Here is a 21560-nt window from a genome sequence, read left to right as displayed (position 1 = left end):
TACAAGGAATACTATACATTCTTTTGTTGTGAAATGCAAGTTACAATTAAATCTTATAGTGGCAATAAAGACATAGCCTTCTCTTTATCTAGATTAATTTGCTTAATGAGGTCATCTACATTAAGGAATTTTTGTTCATCTCTTATACGATAATGCCAACTTAAACTAACATCTTCTCCGTATATATCTCGATCAAAAGAGAAAAGATGCACCTCAATGGTCGGTTCGTTCGCCTCATTATGGAACGTAGGCTTAAATCCTACATTACAGACTCCAGAAAATTCTTCATCTCGTACCGTTAATGTGACAGCGTATACCCCCGTTTTTGGTATAATGAAGCGATCCTTCGGCTGAATATTTGCTGTTGGAAAACCAATGGTTCTTCCTCTCTTCTCGCCATCCACAACCGTACCCCTAATAAGATAAGTCTCACCTAATAATTCTGTTACTGCTTCGACTTCTCCATTACTTAATAGTTGACGTATTCGAGATGAGCTAACCTTTTCATTATCAGCTTCTAACTTTTCCACAATTGTAGAACGTAGACGATTACGTGCATGAAAAGGAAGAGTCTCCATCGTGCCTTTTCCTAATGAACCATATGTAAAATCAAAACCAGCCACCGCATGAACCACATTCATATCGATTAAATAGTCGTCTACAAATTCCTGTGGAGTTAAATCCGCAAACTCCTTAGTAAAATGCACAATATATAATGTATCCACACCAAGTTGCTTAATCTTTTTTATTTTCTCAGGTAATGGCGTTAAATACTTCATTTGATTTTCTTGTTTTCTTAGTACTTCTTTTGGATGAGGGTTAAAAGTCATCACAGAAGCGGTTGTTCCTAACTCCTTCGCTTTATCGATTGCTGCACTGATAACAGCTTGATGGCCTTTGTGAACGCCATCAAAGAATCCTAATGCCATTACAGTTGGAACAATCTTTAATTTGCCTTTATCTATAGGATGATTTAAATAAATGGTATCCATAAAGAATCCCCTTTTCATTGCGTTTTCTAGACTGACTCGCCAGTCCAAAACATTTTTTCCGGTTTAATGAGCCCCTCCTTTGTTGGATGACGCTTATAAACAGCTAAACATTCTCCTTTTTCATTATAAACGGTAAATCGATTTTGTTCTAATCCTTTCTTGACTGGAATCACTGAACCATTCTTTATTTTCCTCTCTGTTTCCGAATCTACAACTACTTTAGGCAAATAACCAACCGCAGTATCGAATGGAATTAGTACTTCTGTTAATGTGCCTAATTCCTTTTTCAACTCTAGATCTTCAAAAGTAAAACTGTCTTCAAGTTGATATGGTCCAGATAACGTCCGAACTAAATCAGACATATGAGCTGGATAACCCAGTTTCCGACCAATATCAACCGCTAATGTCCGAACATACGTCCCTTTGCTACAATGAACACGAAAACGAAATGACGCAGTGTCGTTTTCATACGTGAGTTCCGAAAGCAATTCAATTGAATGGATCGTTATATTTCTTTCTGGACGTTCTACTTCTTTACCAGCACGAGCATATTCATACAGTTTTTTCCCATTTACTTTTACAGCTGAGTACATAGGAGGTATTTGAACAATGTCACCTTCAAATTCTGCTAATATACCTTTAATAAATGATGTTGACCATTGTTCCACAACTTTCTTCGACTCAACTTTCTCGCCACTCTTATCTTCAGTTGTCGTTGAGAATCCAATCGTCACTTCACCTTCATACTGCTTTGAATAACCGGACATATACTCAACGACTTTTGTTGCTTTTCCGATACAAATCGGAAGCACCCCATTTACATCAGGATCCAACGTACCTGTATGTCCAACTTTCTTTGTTTGAAATAATCGTCTTATTTTCATTACACAATCATGTGAGGTCATTCCTCTTGGTTTGTGAAGAATTAAAATGCCATTTGGGTTCATGTTTTCCTCCGAATTTAATTATGTACGTAAATTGTTAGTATAGTTTAACGCTACACGAATCTGCCTGCAATAGGCTCCGCTCAGTGCATAGCTTTTTTCCAAAAGGGAAAACCACCCTTCTGCCATGATTTCTGCGTACATGGTTTGCACTGGCTACACTCGCCGCGCGCTAGTTACGAAAAGACCACTCGTAACTGGCTTGAAATCCTGCGGCGGCTCCGCTCAGTGCATAGCTTTTTTTCCAAAAGGGAAAACCATCCTTTTGGAAAAAAGCTAAAAGGATAGAAGAGCTTTAGCCCTCCTATCCTACCATTACCTTTGGTTTCTATTTAGATCTTGTAAAAGCGTTTCTATTCGGTTACCGTATTCAATCGATTCATCAAATTCAAAAAAGATATCTGGTGTTTTACGAAGTCGAATTCTTTTTCCGATTTCAGAGCGAATAAATCCTTTGGCTTTTGACAAAGCTTGAAGAGTTGCCTCTTTTTGTTCATCACTTCCAAGCACCGTAATAAATACCTTTGCTTGTTGAAGATCTCCAGTAACATCTACACCTGTTACTGTCACAAAGCTAACACGAGGATCCTTTAATTCACGCATAATAATATCGCTTAGTTCTTTTTTCATTTGTTCACCGACACGGTGTGCTCGAACATTACTCATCTCATTCACCCCTGCTCTTTTGCATTACAGCCATTCATAGTCTGTGACCGTTCTTTCCGCCTCAGGTTGGCTGTCAATCAACGCAAGTGCTTTTTGTAGTTCTCGCTCACAAACAGCACGGTCATTAGAGACAGTCACCATCGTTAGCTCAGCACGTTGCCAAACATCATGATGATCCGTTTCAGCAACTGATATATTAAATCGTTGCTTTAATCTAGTTTGAATACTTTTTAAAACGGAACGCTTTTCTTTTAAGGATTGAGCATCGTAAATAAGAAGTTCTAGACGGACAGAACCTATGATCATTTACGTTCGATTTCCTCCATCACATACGCCTCAATGATGTCGCCTTCTTTAATATCGTTATAGTTCTCAAGCGTGATTCCACACTCGTAACCAGCAGCGACTTCCTTAGCATCATCTTTAAATCGTTTAAGCGCATTGATTGAACCCTCATACACGACAATTCCATCGCGAATAAGACGAACCGTAGAATCTCTAGTTACCTTACCCTCTGTAACATAAGCACCAGCAATTGTACCAACCTTTGATACTTTAAAAGTGGTTCTTACTTCAACTTGACCAATGACTTTCTCTTCAAATTCAGGATCAAGCATTCCCTTCATCGCAGCTTCAATCTCATCGATCGCATTGTAAATGACACGATGAAGTCGGATGTCTACTTTTTCAGCTTCAGCTGTCCGTTTTGCATTAACATCAGGACGTACGTTAAATCCAATCACAATTCCATTCGATGCAGATGCAAGCATAACGTCATATTCAGTAATGGCTCCTACACCCGTATGAATGATATTGACTTTAACACCTTCAACATCAATCTTTTCTAGTGAACCGCGCATAGCCTCAACTGAACCTTGCACATCTGCTTTAATAATGATGTTAATATCTTTAACCTCACCTTGCTGAATCTGATTAAAGAGATCATCTAAGCTAACTTTAGAGTTCTCAGCAAGGTTTGCTTCGCGTTGACGAGAAGACCTAGCTTCACCAATTTGGCGAGCTTTTTTCTCATCAGCAAATGCTTGGAATTGATCACCAGCAAGCGGCACCTCATTAAGTCCTGTAACTTCAACAGGAGTTGATGGCCCTACTTCTTTCACACGACGACCAAGGTCATTAACCATTGCACGAACGCGTCCGAAAGATGATCCAACCACAATTGGATCTCCTACTTTCAACGTACCACTTTGAACGAGAAGTGTTGCAACAGCTCCGCGCCCTTTATCAAGCTCTGCTTCAATAACAGTACCACGAGCTAGTCGATCAGGATTTGCTTTTAATTCTTCTACTTCAGAGACAAGTAGAACCATCTCAAGAAGCTCATCAATACCAGTTCCTGCAAGAGCTGACACATTTACAAAAATCGTTTCACCGCCCCAAGCTTCTGGGACAAGTTCAAATTCTGTTAATTCTTGCATAACTCGATCTGGATTTGCAGCTTCTTTATCAATTTTATTCACAGCTACAATAATTGGTACACCTGCAGCCTTCGCATGACTAATTGCTTCTTTCGTTTGAGGCATCACACCATCATCAGCAGCGACAACAAGAATCGTAATATCGGTAACTTGAGCTCCACGAGCACGCATTGTTGTAAAAGCTGCGTGTCCAGGTGTATCAAGGAAAGTAATTTTCTTACCGTTTGATTCAATTTGATAGGCACCGATGTGTTGCGTGATTCCTCCAGCTTCGCCTTCAGTTACTTTAGTATGACGAATCGAATCAAGTAACGTAGTTTTACCATGGTCAACGTGACCCATAATCGTTACGACAGGAGGTCTCTCTTGTAAGTCTTCCTCTTTATCTTCATCTACATAACTTTCGAAATCCATTTCATCTATAACAATTTCTTCCTCAACTTCAACACCGTAATCACCGGCAATCAATTCAATCGAATCTTTATCTAACTCTTGATTGATCGTAGCCATTACACCAAGGAACATTAATTTTTTAATTAATTCAGATGGTTCCTTATGTAGTTTCTTCGCTAATTCTCCCACGGTTAATGAGCCTACATACGTAATCTTATCCGGTAGTGGTTTTGGTTTTGGTGGCTCTTGCTTCTGTTGTACTTGACCTCCACGTTGTTGTTTATTTCCGCGGTTTTGTTGGCCTTTTTTGTTGTTATTATTATTGTTATTGTTAAACGGCTTTGATGGATTACGTTTCCCATCATTTTTTTGTTGCTTTTGAGGACGAGTGTCGCTCTTGTCTGTTTTCTTTGTATCAGTGGCAACATTAGAATTTGATTTTGTTCCTTCTAACGTTTCCATCATCTTCTCATCAATCACTGACATATGATTGGAAACAGAAAATCCTGAATCAGTCAACTTATCAATAATTACTTTACTCGCCACGTCTTTTTCTTTAGCATACTCATATATTCGCATTTTTTTCATATATTTACCTCCAGAATCATTGGTCCAGTAATGCGTTCATTTTCTTCGCAAATCCATCATCCATTACACCAATGACGACTCTCTCCGCTTTTCCGATAGCTTGCCCTAGCGTTGTACGATCAGACACTATCCGAACCGGTATATTGTAATGAGCGCATTTGTCCAATACCTTTTTCTTTGTTTGTTCTGCAGCATCAGAAGACAAAAGGACAAGCCTTACCGATTTCCTTCTGACCTCTTTTAAGACGAGCTCTTCCCCTGTTACAAGCTTTCTTGCTCGCGCTGCAAGTCCTAGTAATGAAATCCATTTTTCGATCATTTGCGACTCCGTTTACTAGCCGCGTGCAATTCATCGTAAATATGTGGGTCTACTTTGACTTGTAATTGCCTTGATAAAACATCTTTCTTCTTAGCTAATTCAAAACTTTCATCATTATTGCTAATATAAGCGCCTCTACCGTTCTTCTTTCCAGTTAAATCAATAGATACTTCTCCTTCTGGCGAACGAACGATACGAATTAATTCTTGTTTAGGCTTCATTTCATTTGTTACAATGCATTTTCGAAGAGGAACTTTACGTTGTTTCACTTGCTCCATCCCCTTTTTATTCTTCTTCGTTTGAAACAAATACAGCTTCAGACGATGAGTCAGTTAAAATCTCGTCTTCTTCACTCAACAAACCTAGTTCACGTGCATCTGATTCACTCTTAATATCGATTTTCCAGCCTGTCAACTTTGCCGCTAATCTGGCATTTTGACCGCGTTTACCAATCGCAAGCGACAATTGATAATCAGGAACAATAACTTGAGTCATTTTCTCTTCTTCATTCACGTTAACTTTAAGCACCTTTGAAGGACTTAACGCGTTTGCAACATATTCAACTGGATCTTCAGACCAACGAACAATGTCAATCTTTTCACCTTTAAGTTCATTAACAATCGTTTGTACTCGTTGACCACGAGGTCCAACACAGGCACCTACAGGATCTACCTCAGGATTATCTACATGTACAGCTATCTTTGAGCGATCTCCAGCTTCACGAGATACAGACTTAATTTCGACTGTTCCATCATAAATTTCAGGAACTTCAAGTTCAAACAGACGCTTTAACAGACCTGGATGTGTACGTGAAATTAAAATTTGTGGCCCTTTCGTTGTTTTCTCAACTTTTGTAATATAGGCTTTAATCCGGTCATTATGCTTATAGGTTTCATTTGGCATTTGCTCACTTAATGGTAGTAATGCTTCTACTTTCCCTAAATCGACATATATAAAACGATGATCTTGGCGCTGAACAATCCCTGTCATAATATCTTCTTCACGGTCAATAAAGTCCGAGTAAATGATACCACGTTCCGCTTCTCGAACACGTTGTGTAACAACTTGTTTCGCTGTTTGAGCTGCAATTCGGCCGAAGTCCTTAGGTGTCACTTCGATTTCAACAACATCATCAACCTCATAACTCGGATTGATTTTTTGTGCCTCATCAATTGAAATTTCAAGCCTAGCGTCGAACACCTCTTCAACTACAGTTTTTCTTGCAAAGACGCGGATACTTCCGTTGTCTCGATTCACATCAACACGTACATTTTGAACTTGATTAAAGTTGCGTTTGTATCCTGAAATAAGGGCAGCTTCAATAGCCTCAATAATAATATCTTTCTTAATCCCTTTTTCTCTTTCTAACGTTGCTAATGCATCCATAAATTCGCTATTCATGGATTTCGTTTCCCCCTTTCAATTGCCAAGACCTTTAATAACGTCTTGATCTAAAAGATAATCGCTAATCTAGCGTTTGCTACTTTTTCATATGGAATTGAATAAACTTTTTTGCGGGTCTTAATCTTCACTTCTACTTCTAACGTTTCACCATTAAAGCTAACTAATTTGCCTTCAAAGGCTTTTTCGCCATCAATTGGCTCGTATGTTGAAATGTAAACATTTTTCCCAACAGCTTTTTGCAAGTCTTTTTCTTTTTTTAATGGTCGTTCTGCACCTGGAGAAGAAACTTCGAGAAAATAGGCTTGTGGAATTGGATCTAATTCGTCAAGCTTTTCACTCAACTTCTCACTTACTTGTCCGCAGTCCTCAAGATCGACTCCTTTTTCAGAATCAATGAAGATGCGAAGAAACCAATTAGGTCCTTCTTTTTTGAACTCAACATCAACTAACTCCAAATGAAGTTCTTCTAATATCGGTGTAACTATTTCACTTGTTACTTCGGTTACTTTCGTACTCACTCTGTACCCTCCTCGCTGTTCTACTATTCAATATATAAATTAGTAACTGCTAACAGCCAAAGGCTTGTCTTTAGCTACATCTCTTTAAACAAAAAATAAAGTAGAGCGAACAACGAAAGAGTGGGTTCCCCCACTCTTATTGTTTACCATATTCTAAGTATTACCATAAACACAATACCATACTCTGCTATTCATTGCAACAAAGCTACTGTGTTCACAAGCTCTGTAGAGGCAAGGTTTAGAGTATACTTAAACTAAAATAAAGATAGCTGATTGGAGTCAGGCATCCCCTCTAAACAGCCATGCTCATCAAGATGTTCAAGCACTGTTTTTGTTAATTTGCTTCGCTGTTGTAAGTCCTCTTTTGATAAGAATTCTCTTTCCTGTCTCGCTTTAACAATATTATGAGCCGCATTCGTCCCTACCCCAGTCATCGCATTAAATGGAGGAAGCAGTGAATTACCTTCAACGATGAATTCTGTTGCACTTGATCTGTAAAGATCAACTTTTTGGAATGAATAACCTCTCTCACACATTTCTAATGCTAATTCGAGAACCGTGAGGACTGCTTTTTCTTTAGGAGCAGCATCCAACCCTTTTGCATTAATTTCTTGGATCTTTGCTTTGATAGGCGCGGACCCTTTAATCATTGTGTCTAGATCAAAGTCATCGGCCCGGACCGTAAAATAAGATGCATAATACAAAATAGGATGATGTACTTTGAAGTACGCAATTCTTACTGCCATTAATACATAGGCGGCAGCATGGGCTTTTGGGAACATGTACTTAATTTTCAAACATGAGCCAATATACCAATCAGGGACATCTTGTTTCTTCATTTCTTCTATCCATTCTGGCGGCAGCCCTTTCCCTTTACGAACTGATTCCATAATCTTGAAGGCCAATGAAGGTTCTAATCCTTTGTAAATAAGATAGACCATAATATCGTCACGACAACCGATTACGTCTTTTAATTCACACGTACCGTTATAAATCAATTCATTTGCATTGTTAAGCCAAACGTCCGTTCCGTGTGAAAGGCCCGAAATCTGAACCAGTTCTGAGAATGTACTCGGTTTCGTTTCTTCAAGCATTTGACGAACGAACCTTGTACCAAATTCCGGAATACCTAACGTCCCAGTCTTACACATAATCTGTTCTTCATCTACCCCCAACACATCTGGTCCGCTAAATATTTTCATTACTTCAGGATCATCTGTCGGGATCGTTTTCGGATCAATTCCACTTAAATCTTGCAGCATTCGGATAACGGTTGGATCATCATGGCCTAAAATATCAAGTTTTAAAAGATTGTCATGAATCGAATGGAAGTCAAAGTGTGTTGTTTTCCATTCTGAATTTTTATCATCGGCCGGAAATTGGATCGGACTAAAGTCATGAATATCCATATAATCTGGGACAACAATAATTCCCCCTGGATGTTGACCAGTCGTACGTTTAACACCTGTACAACCAGACACTAATCTATCAATTTCTGCACCACGCATTTGTAAATTATGATCATTTTGATAGCCTTTTACGTATCCATAAGCTGTTTTCTCTGCAACCGTTCCAATCGTTCCGGCACGGTACACATATTCTTCACCAAACAATTCTTTTGTATAGTGATGCGCTCTCGGTTGGTATTCCCCTGAGAAGTTCAAATCGATATCTGGTACTTTGTCACCCTTGAACCCTAAGAACGTTTCAAACGGTATATCTTGACCATCTTTTACATACGCGGTTCCACACTCAGGGCAGTCCTTATCAGGCAAGTCAAACCCAGATCCAACAGAACCATCATCAAAGAAATAAGAATGGTGACAGTTCGGGCAAACATAATGTGGTGGCAATGGATTTACTTCTGTTATCTCAGTTAATGTCGCTACAAGAGAAGACCCAACCGAACCACGAGAACCTACTAAATAGCCATCAATCAGTGATTTTTTAACAAGTTTATGAGAGATTAAGTAGATAACAGCAAACCCGTGGCCGATGATACTCTTTAATTCTTTCTCAATTCTAGCCTCAACAATTTCTGGTAACTCTTCACCGTAAATGCTTCTAGCACGCTTGTAACTCATCTCTCTAACTTCTTCATCGGCACCCTCAATTTTTGGAGTGTACAACTGATCTGGAATCGGGTGAATTTCTTCTATTAAGTTTGCCACTTTCTGCGTGTTGGTTACTACCACTTCCTTGGCTTTTTCTTCACCTAAAAACGAAAAGGCTTCTATCATTTGATCCGTCGTCCGGAAATGAACCTCAGGTAACGTCTGTTTATTAAGAGGATTTGCCCCTCCTTGAGAAGCAATTAGTATTTTCCGATAAATATAATCTTCTTCATCGAGGTAATGGGCATTTCCAGTAGCCACAACTGGTTTATTTAGTTTGTCACCTAGCTGTAAAATATTTAAAACAATTTCTTTTAGAGATTCTTCATTTTTAACTAATTCTTTCTCAATTAAGTGTTGATAAGTGGCCAGTGGTTGTATCTCTAAGTAATCATAAAATTTAGCGATTTCTTCCACTTCTTCAGGAGATTTTTGCATCATCCCTTCAAAAACTTCTCCCTTATCACATGCAGAACCTATTAATAGGCCTTTTCTAAGCTTTTGTAATTGAGACCTTGGAATCCTAGGTGTTCGGAAAAAATAATCAACATGAGACATTGAAACAAGTTGATAGAGATTCTTCAACCCCTCTTGTGTCTGTGCTAAAATCGTACAATGAGCGGGACGTTGACGATGAAAATTCCCTTGGCCCATATGCTCATTTAATTGGTCATGATACTCGATCTCTCGTTCATTCGCATCTTTGACCATTTTCCAAAGCAAATAGCCTGTCGCTTCGGCATCATAAATCGCTCTGTGATGACTAACTAGTTCAATATCAAACTTTTTACATAGCGTATTTAGGCGGTGATTTTTAAATTCAGGATATAAAAATCGGCCTAATTCAAGCGTATCAATGACCGGATTCTTGGCTTCTTCTAAGCCAATTTTCTGATACCCTACATTTAAGAACCCCATATCAAAACTAGCATTGTGCGCTACTAATATTGCATCGCCTGTAAATTCTTTGAATTTACGAAGCACATCTCCTACTTCTGGCTGTCCTTTAACCATATCGTCTGTAATACCAGTAAGTTCAATGATTAAATTGGTTAACGGTTCATGTGGGTCTGCAAACGATTCAAACCGATCAATAATTTCGCCACCTTTTATTTTCACAGCTGCAAGCTCAATAATCGTATTATAAACAGCAGATAAGCCCGTGGTCTCAACGTCGAAAACGACATACTCTTCTTCCATTAATAAGCGGTGTGCTTCGTTGTAGACAATAGGAACACCATCGTCCACCACATTGGCTTCAAGACCATAAAGAACCTTAATTCCATGCTTTTTCCCAGCAGAATAAGCCTCAGGGAAAGCTTGTACAATTCCATGGTCTGTAATAGCGACGGCAGGGTGCCCCCATTTGGCTGCTTGCTCAACATATCTCCCCGCTGAAACAATTCCATCCATTTGACTCATTGTCGTATGCAAATGAAGCTCAACACGTTTTTCTCCCTCATCTGCAGTGTCCACTCTTTCTACCGGGCTCAACTGATTAACATCATTTCCAATCATAACCAAATCACGAACGAATGTGTCGTTTTGAATTCCTCCACGAACCTTTACCCACATACCTTTTTTAATGGCTTGTAAAAGAGGAATATCTTCTTTGTCTCGAGAAAACATCTTAACTAAAATAGAATCGGTATAATCTGTAATTTTAAATGTTAGCAACGTTCGTCCACTTCGAAGTTCTCGTGTTTCAGCATTAAATACAAGACCTTGTACTGTAACACGTCTTTCCTCATCCACAATGGCTTCAAGAGGCATCGGATCATCCTTAATCGGATAACCAATCACTAATGGCTTCCCACTTAATTCTTTTTCAGCTTGATTTTCTGCTTTCTTTTTCTCCAATATTGCTTCGACAACTTTCGAGTGATCTTCTTCATTTCGTTTCTCAACAAACTTGTCAAACTCTTGCTTTGATTCTCGAATGTCTGTATCCATTTTAACTATAGGTAAACTTAATGTAGAAAGAGTTTCTTGAAATGGTTCTGAAAGTTTTCGTTTCAAGGCGACTGCTTCTGTTTCATTTCTCACTTGGATAACTAGTCTTTTGCCATCAAACGAAGGAGATTGTTTTGACAATAATTCTCTGATTCCTGTAGATATATTTGAAAGCCTTGAAATAATTAAAGGCCAATACTCAATCCAACCAGCTTCGTTTAGGCTAACGTTCTCGTAATGAAACGAAAATGAAGCACTAGCAATGTGTTCAAATGTTACGCGTAAACGCTCTGAGAACAATTCATACACGGTTGCAGGCACCACAACTGGTAACTCAATATGAAAATGCCAAGCTCTTTTTTCCTTAGAAATGACAAGCTTTCTTATCTTCGCTTCTTGGAAATGTGCTTTTATTATTTGTTCAGGCATTTGTAATTGTTGGAGAAGTAATTGAAGCCGCTCTTTCCTGAGCTGTTCATCTTGTGACATATTTACATTCCTCCCCAATAACTTTCTAGTATTTATTTTAAATCGGATTTCTCCCCATGAAAAGAGATGGTACCTCATTTACATGAGATACCATTCATACATTATAAAGGAATTATCTTAATTCAGTAAGAATATGTTTCAATTTATCCTGCAATTCAGAAACATGTACTTCGAGCATTTCACCTGTTTTACGGATTTTCACTTCAACAACTCCTTCAGAAGCTTTTTTCCCTACTGCTATTCGAACAGGTAAGCCTATTAAATCAGAATCTTTAAATTTAACACCCGCACGTTCAGGACGATCGTCATAAAGAACCTCATATCGCTCCTCTGATAACGTTTGATAAAGTTCTTCACTAAGCTGCTTTTGATCTACATCCTTAACATTAATTGTGACTAAATGCAGATCAAATGGAGCTACTGATGTAGGCCAAACAATACCATTGTCATCATGATTTTGCTCGACAATAGCTGCAATGGTTCTTGTTACCCCAATTCCGTAACATCCCATAATCATTGTTTGAGATTTTCCATTCTCATCAAGGTATTTAGCACCAAGAGCTTCACTGTATTTTGTGCCTAACTTAAATACATGTCCAACCTCGATCCCCATCGCAAATTGAATCGTACCTTTTCCATCTGGGGAAGGGTCACCTTCCTGAATTAATCTCAAATCTTCATAACGACTCACTTTAAAGTCACGATCTGGATTGACATTTTTCAAGTGTTTGTCTTTCTCATTAGCACCACAAACACCATTAACGATCGATTCTATCGCTTTATCAGCAATGACAGTAACTCCTTCAGGAATACCAATTGGTCCAATAAATCCTGTTTCACACCCCAAAATTTCAGCTGTTTGTTCAGGCGTAGCTAATTCTGCTGTTGCCTTATTAAAAGCATTTCTCACCTTAATTTCATTGACTTCATGGTCTCCTCGTACTAGTACAAGGACAGGTTCTTCATTAACTATGAAAAGAAGTGATTTTATTGTAGCCTCCGACTTTATGTTTAAAAAAGCCGTTAATTCTTTAATCGTTTTCACATTTGGCGTCTCAACAGTTTCAAGCTCTAAAGGAGAAACATCTGATTTAATATAGTCTACAAAAACAGGCGCTATTTCCACATTTGCAGCGAAATCAGACGAATCTGAATAGGCAATTGTATCTTCACCAATATCGCTTAGAACCATAAATTCATGGGTGTCCGTACCACCAATTGCTCCTGAATCAGCTTCAACCGCACGAAAATCTAATTGGCACCTTGTAAAAATGTTTTGGTATGCTTGATACATGGATTGATAGCTTTCATTTAAGCCTTCCTGTGAAGTATCAAAAGAATAAGCATCCTTCATGATAAATTCACGAGAACGAAGAACTCCAAATCTAGGTCTGCGTTCATCTCGGAATTTTGTTTGAATTTGATATAAATTCATCGGCAGTTTTTTATATGTTTGAACATCATCACGAACTAAAGTCGTAATGACTTCTTCATGAGTCGCTCCAAGAACAAAATCACGATTATGACGATCCTTTAACCTCATTAATTCGGGACCATAATCCCCTAAACGTCCAGACTCTTCCCAAAGTTCAGCTGGTTGAATCGCTGGTAACAAAACTTCTTGTCCACCTGCTGAATCCATCTCACTACGTATAATGTCTTCTATTTTTCGTAAGACTCTTTTCCCAAGAGGTAAATATGAATAAATACCTGATGCAGTTTGTCTAATAAATCCAGCCCGTAACATCAGTTGGTGACTTGTAATTTCTGCATCTGCTGGGATTTCTCTTAGTGTTGGCGTTAAAAAAGTACGTTGTCTCATTGTTAATGTCCTTTCCAACTCTTCTTTTTTGTTCAAACTTTACCTTTCACAATAAAAAAGAAGATAAAAGTTCGAGCTTTTTTGTTTATAATGGCTGTGCTTTTGCACGCTCATTATTCGAGCAAGTTCAAAAAGGTAAAGTTCAACCTTTTTGAACTTGCTCTTACATAAAGAACTTATTAATGTCGTTCCAGGTAACTACAATCATCAGTAGCATCAGTAAAGCAAACCCAACGAAGTGAACAAGCCCTTCTTTTTGTGGATCCATTGGTTTACCACGAACAGCCTCAATCCCAATAAATATTAGACGTCCTCCATCCATTGCTGGAATCGGCAATAAATTAATAATTCCTAAATTTACGCTTAGCGCAGCAGCCCATTGCATGAGGACAAAAATCCCCATCGCAGCGGCTTCTCCCGTATAATTATATATCCCTACAGGACCTGCAACATAATCTAATGAAAATTGACCTGTTACGATCATGCCTAACACTTCAAAGATCATGGTCATAAATGCATATGTTTGAGTAAAACCAAAAACGATAGAACCTAATAAGGAAAATTCAGTCGGTCTAGCAATTCCTACAAAACCTTCTGGATCTCCAAATTGTCCAATTCTCTCCTCCGGTGTTATAGGAATTGTAACTTGTTGTCCGTTCCGTTCAACTTCAAATACAATAGGTTCGTTGGGATTTTGTTGAATAATGCTTGTCATCTCTTCCCATGTATCAATCGGCTGACCTTCAATCGCGAGTACACGATCACCTTCTAATAATCCCGCTGTAGAAGCCGCGCTATTTGGAGATACATCCCCCACTTGTGCTTCATCAACTGGCATACCTTGAAATAAAGCAAATGCGATTAAAATAACAACAGCTAATACAAAGTTCATTAAGGGACCAGCAAAAATAGCTAATGCGCGCTGTCCTACAGTCTTTGAACCAAATTGTCTATTCCAAGGAGCAATTTGAGTTTCCTGTTCATCTTGAACTAATTTAGCTTGTTCATCAACTTGATACTGGATTCTTTCCCCTTCATCATTGTAAGCTTCAATCGTCAATTTATGTTCAAGATCTATTTTCTCCACTTGTACTACAAGAGCTTCAGGATGTTTTGACTTATTATTTACAATAATTTTGCTTACTTTCCGTTGTTGGTTAAATACAAGCCCAATTTCAAATCCTGGTTTAATATCAATCATTTCAGGATCTTCACCCGCCATTCGAACAAATCCACCTAATGGCAGAAGTCGAATTGTGTAAACTGTTTCATCTCTTTTCCAAGAAAAAATCTTTGGACCAAATCCAATTGCAAACTCTCTACACAAAATTCCTGCTCGTTTTGCAAAGTATAAATGTCCCCATTCATGTATGAACACAAGAAGACCAAATATGATAATGACTGATAATAGAGTTTCCATCGGTTTATCCTTCCACCTTTCCTATTTCATACTAGAGTGGATAAAAGCTCTTGTTTCTGCATCAACTTCTATGATATCTTTTAGAGTTGGTTCTGAAATAGCTTGATGTCTCTCTAGAGCTTGTTCAATTTTTTGTTCAATCTGTAAGAAAGAAAGTTCATTATCAAGAAAATAAGCTACTGCTACCTCATTTGCTGCATTAAGAACTGTCGGCATCGTTCCACCTATTTTACCAGCTTCATAAGCAAATGACATACAGCGATAACGTTCCGTATCTAACTTACTAAAATTCAAAGTCCCTATCTCCCATAGATTTAGACGCTCATTAGAAATAGATTCTAAGCGGTTTGGATAGGTTAACGCATATTGAATAGGGACACGCATATCCGGTGTTCCTAACTGAGCAATCACACTTCCGTCTATGTATTCGACCATCGAGTGGATAATACTTTCTTTATGTAAAACAACATCAATCTTCTCATATGGAATATCAAAAAGCCATCGTGCTTCAATAACTTCTAATCCTTTATTCATCATGGTCGCTGAATCAATCGTTATTTTTGCTCCCATCGACCAATTAGGGTGATTTAAAGCTTCATGAACGGTCACATTTTCTAATTCAGCTCTCGACCGATCCCTAAAACTCCCTCCAGATGCAGTTAAAATCAATTTTTCAATCTCAGTTCTTTTCTCCCCGTTTAACGCTTGAAAGATGGCTGAATGCTCACTATCTACAGGGAGTAGTGGTACACCAAAATCCTTAGCAGCAGATGTCACAAGATGTCCCGCTGTTACCAACGTTTCTTTATTAGCTATTGCTATTGCTTTTCTTTCTTTAATCGCAGCCAATGTAGGTGAAAGTCCCACACTTCCAAGCACCGCATTAACTAGTATATCAGATTTGGGATCAGTTGCGACTTCAACCAAGCCTTCTTCTCCATAAACCACCTTTGTCTGACTCGGAACGTCATGTATGACTTTGTCATAGTCCTCTTTTGTCTGGACTGATAAAAGGTTCGGGGAAAATTCATGAACCTGTTGCAAAGCTAAATCTATATTTCGTCCTACTGACATCGAGTCTAATTTGAAGTGACTCGGATGCTTTCTAATCACATCTAAAGTCTGGGTTCCAATTGAACCTGTTGCCCCTAACAAACTAATATGCTTCAACTTACTCACCTACAATTCAAATTATCACTAAAAGATCGAACTGATGTCATTATGAAAAAAGACACCTGTTTAGTTGCTACTTCACACTAGGTTACTCATTAAATTAATTGTAGCAAGTGAAGAATCGGCATGACATAAATAAGACTGTCAAAACGATCAAGAATTCCTCCATGACCCGGGAGAACGTTCCCCGAATCTTTAACTGCATAATGCCTTTTCAATGCAGATTCTACTAAATCCCCTAGTTGTCCAAAGATAGACGCAACCACAATGACGAATAAAGCTGTCAAATAACTTGGAAAGATCGGTAGAAAACTATAAAAAATGGTTCCCACCACAATTGCAGCTATAATTCCACCAATCGAACCTTCAATCGTTTTCTTTGGGCTTATATCAGGCCAAAGCTTATTTTTCCCCCACTTACGCCCTACAAAATATGCACCAGAGTCGGTTGTCCAAATGAGTAGTAAAACAAAAAAGACAAGATATAAACCATGTTCAGGGATGTCTCGAGTTATAATTAAATAATGAAAGCCAAACCCTACATAAACTGAAGATAAAATAACAAACCCTACCTGGTCGAAAGTAAACGTATTTTTCGTAATAACCGTAAACATTAACAATACCAATATAACAAATATAAAAACTTCTACTTTAGTGAAACTTAGGGGTACAACTAGTTCAAACCAATGAGTAGGTACAAGAAGTAACCACATCGATAATAGACTAACAATCCCCATTAACGAAACAGGTGCTATCTTTTTCATTCTTAAAAGTTCAATCATAGCCACTGAAGCTAGAATAGAAATAAATAATGAAAACACCCATCCTCCAAGTAGAACCATTGTAATGAAAGCAGCCCCACCTATTATTCCAGTAATAATTCGTTGTTTCATGTTACATCGCCCCTTCTAAACGCCACCGTACCTACGCGCTCGTTTTTGATAGACGGCAATGGCTTCCGTTAAGTGTTTTTCATTAAAATCCGGCCACAAAACATCAGTAAACCAAAATTCACTATAGGCTACTTGCCAAAGCATAAAGTTACTCAACCGAATTTCTCCACTTGTGCGGATTAACAAGTCAGGATCCCGTAACTCTGCAGTCATCATATTTTTTTCAAGAATTGACTCGTTTAATTCTTCCGGTGTCAACGTTCCCATCTCAACTTGTTTTGCAATTTTTTTAATTGCATTCATTAATTCAAAGCGGCTTCCGTAATTTAAAGCAAAATTCAAAATCAAACCAGTGTTATTCTCTGTCTCTCTCACTGCTTTCAAAACAGCTTTTTTCGTATGCTCCGGTAATTCTTCAATACTTCCCATTAAACGCACTTTCACATTTTCTTCCATTAATTTAGGCAACTCGTTGTTTAAAAAGCGTTCTGGGAGCTTCATTAAATAGTCCACTTCCGTCTTTGGACGCTTCCAGTTTTCCGTTGAAAATGCGTATAATGTTAAGACCTCCACACCGAGATCATTTGCTTTTTGAACCACTTTATTAACGACTTTCATTCCTTCACGATGCCCGGCAATACGAGGTAAACCTTTGTTTTTCGCCCAACGTCCATTCCCATCCATTATAATGGCAATGTGCTTCGGAATATTCGCTTGATCTAGTTCATCTTTTATTTCTTGGGAAGATAAACTCGATTTCCATTTCGATAACTTTTCAAGCATGTTGACGCCCTCCATCTATCTAGCAGCAGGTTCTCTTACATGTAGCTTTTCCTTTTTTTCTAAGACTCATAACATCTGTGTGTCGTACAATCCGCTAAACTACACATTTAATACATAATCGCTACTAATGTGCTGTTTCAGCATTGCTTATGATCGCTAAGAAAAGGGTAAGTTACTGACTTAGGCAATTCACAAGTAAGAAAGTGTAAAAAACCCCCTAGAAAAAGAGGGTCTTTTTACTATGTCTATTTTACATGGAACTGGCTTATACTTCCATGATTTCTTTTTCTTTCTTTTCAGCTACATCATCAACTCTTACAATCGTCTTATCTGTAAGCTTTTGAACGTCATCTGTACTACGACGAAGTTCGTCTTCAGTCATTTCTCCGTCTTTTTGGAGTTTTTTCAAATCATCATTCGCATCACGACGAACGTTTCGAATCGCAACCTTCGCTTCTTCACCTGCTTTTTTCACAAGTTTAACAAGGTCTTTACGACGCTCTTCTGTTAAAGGCGGTATCGAAATACGAATCACAGTTCCATCATTTGAAGGCGTTAACCCAAGGTCTGACATTTGAATAGCCCGTTCAATGTTTGCAATAGATGATTTATCAAAAGGTTGAATTAATAGCAACCGTGCTTCAGGTACAGAGATGGTAGCCAATTGGTTAAGAGGCGTTTCTGCCCCATAGTACTCAACAGTAATACGATCAAGTAAAGATGGATTTGCTCGTCCCGCTCTTAATTTAGCTAATTCACGAGTTAAGGCATCAATGGCTTTTGACATACGCTGTTCGGTATCTTTTAAAATTTCTGCTGACATTATGAATTCCCCCTTACTAATGTTCCAATTTCTTCACCTAATACGGCCCGTTTAATGTTACCTTCTTCCATAATTGAGAAAACAATAAGTGGAATATCGTTATCCATGCAAAGCGATGATGCTGTTGAGTCCATAACAGCCAATCCTTCTTTTAAGACATCCATATAGGAGATCTTTGTATACTTCTTCGCGTTCGCATCCACAGAAGGGTCAGCACTATAGACGCCGTCTACTTTGTTCTTAGCCATCAAGATGACTTCGGCTTCAATCTCAGCCGCTCTTAGTGCAGCAGTTGTGTCTGTAGAGAAGTAAGGATTTCCTGTTCCTGCAGCGAAGATGACAACTCTCTTCTTTTCTAGATGACGAATGGCTTTTCTACGAATATACGGTTCAGCTACTTGACGCATTTCAATCGATGTTTGAACTCTTGTCTCAACCCCAATGTCTTCCAAACTGTCTTGTAGGGCTAATGAATTCATAACGGTTGCAAGCATCCCCATATAATCCGCTGTAGCACGATCCATTCCTTTGGCGCTACCTGCCATTCCACGCCAAATATTTCCTCCACCTACTACAACAGCTACTTCTACATCTAGTTCCACTATTTCTTGTACTTGCTTAGCTACTGATTGAATCACAACTGGATCGATTCCATAGCCTAGTTCACCTGCTAATGCTTCACCACTAAGCTTTAAAATCACTCGTTTATATGTTTGCATGAAAACCTCCGACATCAGATGAAGTTTTGATTTATATTTCAGGAAAAAAGCAGGACTTACCCACGAGTCTTACCACCTTCTACTTAGAACATCTTCAAGCTATAAGTATAGTTGACTCAAGGTAGAGGCCTAGCCTTTCCTCTATTATCAAAGCCTTTATTCACTCCTCATCAATGAGACGAGGAGGTTTAGATACTTCCGAAAAAAGGGACACATTGTGCCCCTCACTAGTTATTACTTCTTCACTTGAGACATTACTTCTTCTGCAAAGTTGTCTTCACGTTTCTCCATGCCTTCTCCTACTTCATAACGGATAAAGCTCTTTACTTCTGCGCCTTTATTCTTTACATATTTACCAACTTTTTGATCTCCATCTTTAACAAATGCTTGATCTAGTAAGCAAACTTGTTCAAAATATTTACTTAAGCGACCCTCTACCATTTTCTCAACGATGTTTGCAGGCTTTCCTTCATTAAGTGCTTGTTGAGTAAGAACTTCACGCTCACGCTCTACTTCTTCTTGTGATACTTCATCACGAGTTACATATGTTGGGTTAATAGCAGCTACGTGCATAGCAACATCTTTAGCTAATTCAGCATCATTTGAACCACCTACAACAGTTAAGACACCGATACGTCCGCCCATATGTAAGTATTCTCCAAATACGTCTGCATCTGTTTTTTCAACGATTTCAAAACGACGCAATGAAATTTTTTCACCAATTTTAGCAATTGAAGCATTAATGTACTCTTGTACAGTTTGTCCATTTGCAAATGGTTGAGCCAAAGCTTCTTCAACTGATGCCGGAGAATTTGCAAGAACATGTGAAGCTAATTCTTTAACTAAGTTTTGGAAGTTTTCATTTTTTGCAACGAAATCTGTTTCAGAGTTAACTTCTACGATAACGGCTTTATTCCCTTCAGACACAACTAGAGCTAAACCTTCTGCAGCTACACGGTCAGCTTTTTTAGCAGCACTTGCAATTCCTTTTTCGCGTAAGAAATCAACTGCTTTTTCCATATCACCATTTGTTTCTGTTAAAGCCTTTTTACAATCCATCATTCCTGCGCCCGTTTTTTCACGTAATTCTTTTACCATGCTTGCTGTTACTGCCATTAAAAACGCCTCCTTAAAGTGTAAGTATGTACAGGTAAATCATCATATAAACCAAAATCACTTGACAAAGCTATTAGTTTCATAAAAAAAGGTGGTAAAAGGGTAATCCCCCTTTACCACCCTTAGAGTAAATGAAATTAAGCTGTTGTTGTTTCTTCAACTTCCGTAACTTCTTCTTCTTGAGAAGTAGCTTCGATTACTGCATCAGCCATTTTACCAGTTAAAAGTTTAACGGCACGGATTGCATCATCGTTACCTGGAATCACATAATCAATTTCATCAGGATCACAGTTTGTATCTACAATCGCAACAATAGGGATGTTCAACTTGTGAGCTTCCGCAATTGCAATGCGTTCTTTACGTGGGTCAATAACAAAAAGTGCGTCAGGAACACCTTTCATGTCCTTGATACCGCCTAAGAACTTTTCTAAACGATCCATTTCTTTCTTAAGAAGAATAACTTCTTTCTTAGGAAGAACATCAAATGTACCGTCTTCTTGCATTTTTTCAAGGTTCTTAAGACGAGTAATACGCTTTTGAATAGTTTCAAAGTTCGTTAATGTACCACCTAACCAACGTTGATTGATGAAGTACATTCCACAACGCGCAGCTTCTTCTTTAACAGAATCTTGCGCTTGTTTCTTTGTTCCAACGAAAAGGATTTTCCCTCCGTCAGCAGCCAAGTCACGAACAAAGTTATACGCTTCCTCAACCTTTTTAACTGTTTTTTGTAAATCGATAATGTAAATACCGTTACGCTCTGTGAAGATGTAGCGATCCATCTTAGGGTTCCAACGACGAGTCTGATGACCGAAATGTACCCCAGCTTCTAATAATTGCTTCATGGAGATTACTGCCACATCAAACACCTCCTTCAATTTGGTTTTTTTGTTTTCCTCCGCGTTCATCATTTTTGTATAACACTGACAATGTCAGCACCCTCATACAAATTAGAATGCGTGTGTGATTAACACCGTTGTTTAATATATCAT

General features: G+C 38.4%; 19 protein-coding genes. All 19 read right to left on the bottom strand.

Annotation, left to right across the window (positions count from 1 at the left end; translation table 11 throughout):
* Nucleotides 1-53: 53 nt before the first annotated feature.
* The gene (gene ribF, locus PQ474_RS01840; RefSeq protein ID WP_273840052.1) at nt 54-992 is read right to left on the bottom strand and encodes a bifunctional riboflavin kinase/FAD synthetase; all 939 of its coding nucleotides are present in this window, start codon (nt 990-992) and stop codon (nt 54-56) included.
* Nucleotides 993-1018: 26 nt separating this feature from the next.
* Nucleotides 1019-1939 (bottom strand): tRNA pseudouridine(55) synthase TruB, encoded by a 921-nt coding sequence (gene truB, locus PQ474_RS01835; RefSeq protein WP_273840051.1) that lies wholly within the window; start codon nt 1937-1939, stop codon nt 1019-1021.
* A 312-nt stretch (nt 1940-2251) separates the two neighbouring features.
* Entirely contained in the window at nt 2252-2602 is a 351-nt protein-coding gene (gene rbfA, locus PQ474_RS01830) for a 30S ribosome-binding factor RbfA (RefSeq protein ID WP_035665768.1), read from the bottom strand.
* A gap of 24 nt (nt 2603-2626) precedes the next feature.
* The gene (locus PQ474_RS01825) at nt 2627-2908 is read right to left on the bottom strand and encodes a DUF503 domain-containing protein (RefSeq protein WP_273840043.1); all 282 of its coding nucleotides are present in this window, start codon (nt 2906-2908) and stop codon (nt 2627-2629) included.
* Nucleotides 2905-5022: a translation initiation factor IF-2 gene (gene infB / locus PQ474_RS01820; protein ID WP_273840041.1), complete on the bottom strand. Its 2118-nt coding sequence runs from the start codon at nt 5020-5022 to the stop codon at nt 2905-2907. The genes PQ474_RS01825 and infB overlap by 4 nt, the downstream gene beginning before the upstream one ends.
* Before the next feature lie 16 nt (nt 5023-5038).
* Nucleotides 5039-5341 carry a YlxQ family RNA-binding protein gene (locus PQ474_RS01815; RefSeq protein ID WP_273840040.1) on the bottom strand — a complete coding sequence of 101 codons (303 nt, stop codon included), beginning with the start codon at nt 5339-5341 and terminating at the stop codon, nt 5039-5041.
* Entirely contained in the window at nt 5338-5610 is a 273-nt protein-coding gene (rnpM, locus tag PQ474_RS01810; protein WP_273840038.1) for an RNase P modulator RnpM, read from the bottom strand. Before rnpM ends, PQ474_RS01815 begins: the two co-directional genes overlap by 4 nt.
* 16 nt (nt 5611-5626) lie before the next feature.
* Nucleotides 5627-6742 carry a transcription termination factor NusA gene (gene nusA, locus PQ474_RS01805; protein WP_273840037.1) on the bottom strand — a complete coding sequence of 372 codons (1116 nt, stop codon included), beginning with the start codon at nt 6740-6742 and terminating at the stop codon, nt 5627-5629.
* A 50-nt stretch (nt 6743-6792) separates the two neighbouring features.
* The gene (rimP, locus tag PQ474_RS01800) at nt 6793-7263 is read right to left on the bottom strand and encodes a ribosome maturation factor RimP (protein ID WP_273840035.1); all 471 of its coding nucleotides are present in this window, start codon (nt 7261-7263) and stop codon (nt 6793-6795) included.
* Nucleotides 7264-7517: 254 nt separating this feature from the next.
* Nucleotides 7518-11819 carry a PolC-type DNA polymerase III gene (locus PQ474_RS01795; protein WP_273840033.1) on the bottom strand — a complete coding sequence of 1434 codons (4302 nt, stop codon included), beginning with the start codon at nt 11817-11819 and terminating at the stop codon, nt 7518-7520.
* Nucleotides 11820-11931: 112 nt separating this feature from the next.
* Nucleotides 11932-13641, bottom strand: coding sequence for a proline--tRNA ligase (locus PQ474_RS01790; protein ID WP_273840032.1), 1710 nt, complete (start codon nt 13639-13641; stop codon nt 11932-11934).
* A 163-nt stretch (nt 13642-13804) separates the two neighbouring features.
* A complete protein-coding gene (gene rseP, locus PQ474_RS01785) occupies nt 13805-15061 on the bottom strand; it encodes an RIP metalloprotease RseP (protein WP_273840030.1) in 1257 nt (418 codons plus the stop codon).
* 21 nt (nt 15062-15082) lie between these two features.
* A complete protein-coding gene (locus PQ474_RS01780) occupies nt 15083-16231 on the bottom strand; it encodes a 1-deoxy-D-xylulose-5-phosphate reductoisomerase (protein ID WP_273840027.1) in 1149 nt (382 codons plus the stop codon).
* A gap of 98 nt (nt 16232-16329) precedes the next feature.
* The gene (locus tag PQ474_RS01775; RefSeq protein ID WP_273840025.1) at nt 16330-17127 is read right to left on the bottom strand and encodes a phosphatidate cytidylyltransferase; all 798 of its coding nucleotides are present in this window, start codon (nt 17125-17127) and stop codon (nt 16330-16332) included.
* 15 nt (nt 17128-17142) lie between these two features.
* Nucleotides 17143-17910 carry an isoprenyl transferase gene (locus PQ474_RS01770; RefSeq protein ID WP_273840024.1) on the bottom strand — a complete coding sequence of 256 codons (768 nt, stop codon included), beginning with the start codon at nt 17908-17910 and terminating at the stop codon, nt 17143-17145.
* Nucleotides 17911-18175: 265 nt separating this feature from the next.
* Nucleotides 18176-18733: a ribosome recycling factor gene (frr, locus tag PQ474_RS01765; RefSeq protein ID WP_273840022.1), complete on the bottom strand. Its 558-nt coding sequence runs from the start codon at nt 18731-18733 to the stop codon at nt 18176-18178.
* Nucleotides 18733-19452 carry a UMP kinase gene (gene pyrH / locus PQ474_RS01760; protein ID WP_273840020.1) on the bottom strand — a complete coding sequence of 240 codons (720 nt, stop codon included), beginning with the start codon at nt 19450-19452 and terminating at the stop codon, nt 18733-18735. Before pyrH ends, frr begins: the two co-directional genes overlap by 1 nt.
* A gap of 234 nt (nt 19453-19686) precedes the next feature.
* Nucleotides 19687-20568, bottom strand: a complete 882-nt coding sequence (gene tsf, locus PQ474_RS01755; RefSeq protein ID WP_273840018.1) for a translation elongation factor Ts — start codon at nt 20566-20568, stop codon at nt 19687-19689.
* Nucleotides 20569-20705: 137 nt separating this feature from the next.
* Nucleotides 20706-21428: a 30S ribosomal protein S2 gene (gene rpsB, locus PQ474_RS01750; protein ID WP_227935835.1), complete on the bottom strand. Its 723-nt coding sequence runs from the start codon at nt 21426-21428 to the stop codon at nt 20706-20708.
* Nucleotides 21429-21560: the final 132 nt, after the last annotated feature.

Origin of the sequence: Halalkalibacter alkalisediminis (assembly GCF_028610705.1) — a bacterium.
Taxonomy (GTDB): domain Bacteria; phylum Bacillota; class Bacilli; order Bacillales; family Bacillaceae_D; genus Halalkalibacter; species Halalkalibacter alkalisediminis.
This window is presented reverse-complemented; position numbering and strand designations above follow the sequence as displayed.

Excerpts from the sequence above, each read along its gene's own strand:
- PQ474_RS01815 (WP_273840040.1), bottom strand. The coding sequence starts at position 5,341 with ATGATCGAAAAATGGATTTCATTACTAGGACTTGCAGCGCGAGCAAGA.
- PQ474_RS01825 (WP_273840043.1), bottom strand. The coding sequence starts at position 2,908 with ATGATCATAGGTTCTGTCCGTCTAGAACTTCTTATTTACGATGCTCAA.
- rbfA (WP_035665768.1), bottom strand. The coding sequence starts at position 2,602 with ATGAGTAATGTTCGAGCACACCGTGTCGGTGAACAAATGAAAAAAGAA.
- PQ474_RS01795 (WP_273840033.1), bottom strand. The coding sequence starts at position 11,819 with ATGTCACAAGATGAACAGCTCAGGAAAGAGCGGCTTCAATTACTTCTC.
- tsf (WP_273840018.1), bottom strand. The coding sequence starts at position 20,568 with ATGGCAGTAACAGCAAGCATGGTAAAAGAATTACGTGAAAAAACGGGC.
- rseP (WP_273840030.1), bottom strand. The coding sequence starts at position 15,061 with ATGGAAACTCTATTATCAGTCATTATCATATTTGGTCTTCTTGTGTTC.
- PQ474_RS01775 (WP_273840025.1), bottom strand. The coding sequence starts at position 17,127 with ATGAAACAACGAATTATTACTGGAATAATAGGTGGGGCTGCTTTCATT.
- PQ474_RS01770 (WP_273840024.1), bottom strand. The coding sequence starts at position 17,910 with ATGCTTGAAAAGTTATCGAAATGGAAATCGAGTTTATCTTCCCAAGAA.
- PQ474_RS01790 (WP_273840032.1), bottom strand. The coding sequence starts at position 13,641 with ATGAGACAACGTACTTTTTTAACGCCAACACTAAGAGAAATCCCAGCA.
- truB (WP_273840051.1), bottom strand. The coding sequence starts at position 1,939 with ATGAACCCAAATGGCATTTTAATTCTTCACAAACCAAGAGGAATGACC.
- nusA (WP_273840037.1), bottom strand. The coding sequence starts at position 6,742 with ATGAATAGCGAATTTATGGATGCATTAGCAACGTTAGAAAGAGAAAAA.
- pyrH (WP_273840020.1), bottom strand. The coding sequence starts at position 19,452 with ATGCAAACATATAAACGAGTGATTTTAAAGCTTAGTGGTGAAGCATTA.
- ribF (WP_273840052.1), bottom strand. The coding sequence starts at position 992 with ATGGATACCATTTATTTAAATCATCCTATAGATAAAGGCAAATTAAAG.
- frr (WP_273840022.1), bottom strand. The coding sequence starts at position 18,733 with ATGTCAGCAGAAATTTTAAAAGATACCGAACAGCGTATGTCAAAAGCC.
- infB (WP_273840041.1), bottom strand. The coding sequence starts at position 5,022 with ATGAAAAAAATGCGAATATATGAGTATGCTAAAGAAAAAGACGTGGCG.